This is a genomic window from Chamaesiphon sp. (assembly GCF_041737865.1).
Classification (GTDB): domain Bacteria; phylum Cyanobacteriota; class Cyanobacteriia; order Cyanobacteriales; family Chamaesiphonaceae; genus Chamaesiphon.
Genome location: NZ_JBGSQZ010000114.1, coordinates 1 through 4,472, shown reverse-complemented (window position 1 = coordinate 4,472; position 4,472 = coordinate 1). Strand labels below are relative to the sequence as shown.

4 protein-coding genes are annotated in these 4,472 nt (G+C 49.5%); 2 read left to right on the top strand and 2 right to left on the bottom strand.

What is annotated here, in order from left to right; translation table 11 throughout:
• Window positions 1-253 (bottom strand): hypothetical protein (locus tag ACEW9J_RS08195; RefSeq protein WP_373544645.1); only part of this gene is annotated, 253 nt, incomplete at its 3' end.
• On the opposite strand from ACEW9J_RS08195, the gene ACEW9J_RS08190 reads away from it, so the two are divergent.
• A complete protein-coding gene (locus tag ACEW9J_RS08190; protein ID WP_373544644.1) occupies window positions 252-1,469 on the top strand; it encodes a trans-acting enoyl reductase family protein in 1,218 nt (405 codons plus the stop codon). The genes ACEW9J_RS08195 and ACEW9J_RS08190 overlap by 2 nt on opposite strands.
• A gap of 641 nt (window positions 1,470-2,110) precedes the next feature.
• On the opposite strand, the gene ilvB is transcribed toward ACEW9J_RS08190, so the two are convergent.
• Window positions 2,111-3,988, bottom strand: coding sequence for a biosynthetic-type acetolactate synthase large subunit (gene ilvB, locus ACEW9J_RS08185; protein WP_373544643.1), 1,878 nt, complete (start codon window positions 3,986-3,988; stop codon window positions 2,111-2,113).
• Window positions 3,989-4,047: 59 nt separating this feature from the next.
• Between ilvB and ACEW9J_RS08180 the strand changes: the two genes are divergently transcribed.
• Window positions 4,048-4,395 carry a hypothetical protein gene (locus ACEW9J_RS08180; protein ID WP_373544642.1) on the top strand — a complete coding sequence of 116 codons (348 nt, stop codon included), beginning with the start codon at window positions 4,048-4,050 and terminating at the stop codon, window positions 4,393-4,395.
• Window positions 4,396-4,472: the final 77 nt, after the last annotated feature.

The following is a 4,472-nucleotide window of genomic DNA, read 5'->3' as shown; positions in this document are numbered from 1 at the left end:
ATATTTCTGGAGTTACGCCACACAGCCGTTTGAACTCTGTTGGCTTTAAATTTTCAACTTGTTTATAGCTCATGATCGATCGATTCAATTTGGATCTATTGTATATCTCTCGATCGGACTTTTGCAGGAGGTCTAATGAATCGCTAATGCGCCCGAACCCGATCGCGCTGTTGATTTCTTCCAGATCGAGACGGATTATAATAATAGAGCCAGAACTTAGACACAAGTAGTCGATAGGCGATCGAGCGGTCATGCGAGAAACCACTTATGATGTAGTGCTATATGGTGCCAGTGGCTTCGTGGGGAGGCAAACTGTGCGGTATATTGCCGAACGTGTTGGCGATGAGGTACGGTGGGCGATCGCGGGTAGAGATCGCGGTAAGCTAGAATCAGTTAGGGCAGAAGTGGGGATCGATGTCGATATCCTCGTCGCCGATAGCCAGGATAGAGGTGCTATCGATGCGATCGTCTCTCAAACGCGGGTATTATTGAATACGGCGGGGCCATTTGCGCTGTATGGTGATGCGATCGTCGATGCTTGCGTCCGTTACCATACCCATTATGTCGACATAACAGGCGAAACGCCGTGGGTAAAGGGACTAATCGATCGACATCATCTGCAAGCTGCCACCGATGGGACGCGGATTATCCCCTGTTGTGGCTTTGATTCTGTCCCTGCCGATTTAGGTGCCTATCTACTGGTGCGTTATCTCCAGCGCGAACTGGGTAACAACTGTACCCATATTAAGGCTTATTATCAGTTGGCTGGTGGTGTTAATGGCGGTACGCTGGCTAGTGGTTTAAATATTTACGATCGTGGTGAACTAGATCTAGTTAGCAATCCGTTCCTCCTCAATCCGCCGGAATCTGTCCCTACAGATATAGACAGACATCGCGATCCTACTTCGCCTCAATACGATGCCGAAATGGATACTTGGGTTGCGCCATTTTATATGGGTGTAGTCAATACGCGCATCGTCCGCCGCACTTGGGCTTTATTCGATCGATGGCAAGAATCTTATGGTACGGATTTTAGCTACCAGGAATACTTAAAATTCGATCCGCCGTGGGCAAGGCTGCGGGCTGCGGTAGTGGTGGGGAGTATGGCTTTAATTGGTGGCGCGATCGCGATACCGCCCCTGCGCTCTCTCCTCGAATCGACGCTCCCCCAAGTTGGGAGCGGCCCGACAGAACAAACGATGAATGAAGGTTGGTTTCGGTGCGAACTGTTGGGATGGGGCAGCCAGGGGCAACGGGTGCGGGGGCTGATTGCCGATGTGGGCGATCCTGGCAATCGCGCTACGGTGAAGTTTGTGTGTGAATCGGCATTGTGTTTGGCTGTGGATTTTGACAGGTTGCCAGGAGGGGCGCAGCGGGGTGGGATTTTGACTCCCGCGACTGGATTGGGAGATGTGTTGGTAGAACGGTTAAAGCAGGCAGGAATGCGATTAGAAGTTGAGACGATCTGATGAGATCGATAGTCATAGAATCCTTCAGGTTGAGCAGTTGGAGACACTACAGATAGCAGACCCAAATAGTTCGTCGTTGGCGTAGCTCCTGAATCCGATCGTCGAGACAGGACACATCAAGTCGATTTCGCTTGGTCATTTTATATTGTCAAATTTCCTGTAGAGGCGTGGCTTTATGCCCGCCCTCAACCATCCTAGCTTCGCACTAGCAGGGCACCCACAAGCGTCGTGTTTAGGCGGGGGAACCCCCACATAAAACCCACATTCCGCTAGTCAAGGCGATTCTCCAGGGGAGAGGCTTCGCCAACGAAAAATAATTAAAACTAAGCCATTGGATCGTAGCGATTGTATTCTCAATAGGACAGGGCTATTGAAAATATGCTGGCGATCGCTAAAAAGAGGTTAAATCACTAGAATGGTTGATGAGAGACGATTCTAGCTCTTATTATTTTTTAGCCGATTGAACTAGCGGAATGTGGGCCCAAACTAATTCAATATCTCAAAAACAAAGAAGGAGCAATTCATAAATTACCCCTACAATAATTTCTGATGTTGCCAATTTAAGGTATGGTTTTGTACTTGCAAAACCCAAGTCCCCAAGTCACCCTCTCTCATACATCAATTCAGCACCGCCTAATTTCTTACTGCTGACTACCGCATTCGGGACAGAACTTATGAGTGATGGTATGAATCGTCCCGCAACTACGACAATGAATCGATAATGCCCCCGATTGCGATCGTTTGGGTTTAGCTAGTCCCAACATCTCAGCGTTGGATTTACCTGCTGCTACCATGGGGTAACAGTTTTCATTCCGCTTGACTTGAGCATTGAGTAAAACGGGGCCATTGTGAGCTAACATGGCAGCGATCGCGGCTGGTAAGTCTTCCCGACTATTGACGGTCATCCCCTTAATCCCATAAGCCTGCGCTAACAGCATGAAATCGGGCTGGGAGGGTGCCATTTCCGAAGAAGAGTAGTTTTCCTCATAAAAAGCTTCTTGCCACTGTCTGACCATTCCTTGCCAGCCATTATTGATAATGACGATTTTGACGCACAAGCCGTATTGTTTGAGCGTCCCGAGTTCCTGAAGATTCATCTGGAAACTGGCATCGCCGCTGATACAGATCACTTGCTCGTGGGGGAGTGCCATCTGCGCGCCCATTGCTGCGGGTACGCCAAATCCCATCGTCCCCAATCCAGCACTAGAAATCCAGTGGCGGGGGAGGTTATTGAGGAATTGAGCCGCCCACATTTGATGTTGACCGACATCGGTGGTGTAGTAAGCATCTGGGGCTTGACGACGACATTCGACGATGACTTCTTGGGGTGCGAGTAAGCCCTCGTAGCTGGGTGCAACGAGGGGATTGTCTACGCGCCAACCATCGATCGTTTCCAGCCAAACTCTAGTCTGTTCGGGGTTTCGCCCTAAACCTAGTTCGTGTACTCGCTGGAGCAGTTGAATTAGGACTTGTTTGATATCGCCGACGATGGGGACATCTGGGGTGCGATTTTTGCCGACTTCGGCGGGATCGATGTCGATGTGGATTACCTTGGCATCTGAGGCAAATTCTTCGAGTTTACCCGTGACTCGATCGTCAAATCTCGCGCCGACAGCGATGAGTAGATCGCAATCAGTTACTGCCCAATTAGCATAGGCTGTGCCGTGCATTCCCAGCATCCCGACCGAGAGGGGATGAATTTCATTAAAGGCACCTTTCCCCATCAGGGTAGTAGTAACGGGGATTTGGAATAGTTCGGCGAGTTGCTGGACTTGTTCGTGAGCACTAGCCGAAATTGTGCCGCCACCAATGTAGAGTAGTGGTTGACGACTTTTGGCGATCAGTTGGACTGCTTGGTTGATTTGGCGAGGATTGCCGCGTACTGTGGGCTTGTAGCCAGGTAATTTGACGCTACCAGGTGCGACGGGGGTATAGTCGCACAATTTCGCACCGATATCCTTGGGGATGTCGATCAAGACGACCCCAGGACGACCGGAAGCGGCGATGTAGAATGCTTCTGCGACGATTCGCGCCATGTCTGCTGGGTCGCGGACGACGTAGGAATGTTTGACGATGGGCAGTGTAATCCCGTAGATATCTGTTTCCTGAAAGGCATCGGTACCAATCACGTAGCTAGGTACTTGTCCGGTGACAACTACCAACGGAATTGAGTCCATTTGGGCGGTGGCGATACCTGTAACGAGGTTTGTAGCTCCAGGGCCAGAAGTAGCAAAACACACGCCTACGTGTCCTGTAGCGCGGGCATAGCCATCAGCGGCATGAGCGGCACCCTGTTCGTGACGCACAAGGATATGTTTGACTTTACCTGCGGCTTCAAATCGATAAATTTCGTCATAGATGGGGAGGATCGCCCCACCCGGATAGCCGAAGATATGTTCGACACCATGACGATGGAGACTATCGAGCAGAGCGTAGGCACCAGTCTGACGTTGAGGTGTTGCGGTGACGATTGGCGATGATTGGGTAGTTGCTACTTCGATGACACGTTGAGAGACCACAAATAAACCTCGTAATAGAATTAAATATATATTTTTAGCTACTGGACTGGCGATGAGTTGTGTTGATACTGAGATTTGGATGCCAAGTTACCGCAGGATATGAGCTAATTGTCTACGATCTATCGGCTGTCGATCGACGATCGATAGATATATTTATTTTAGGCTGGCAAGATTCAATTCTCCAAGGGAAATTTGGGTGGGAATGTCCGAAAGTTGCGATCGTGTGTGGTGGATGGTGGATGGCGCGCGCTCCGTCTATGCCTACGGCAGGCTTACGCCAACGACACGCCTCGCTTCGTATCTCCGATTGTTCGATCGCCGCAATTTACACGGACGCTTTTAACAACCTGAGTTCGATGAGACATAGCCTCCTCAAACTTAGACAGGACAACAAATATAGGTGTTAAGCCGATTTCATCTAAATTTTGAAATGGTAAAACTGACCATTAAAAGGATTAATAGTTGAAAATATTAAGTTAAATTA

Excerpts from the sequence above, each read along its gene's own strand:
- ACEW9J_RS08190 (WP_373544644.1), top strand. The coding sequence starts at position 252 with ATGCGAGAAACCACTTATGATGTAGTGCTATATGGTGCCAGTGGCTTC.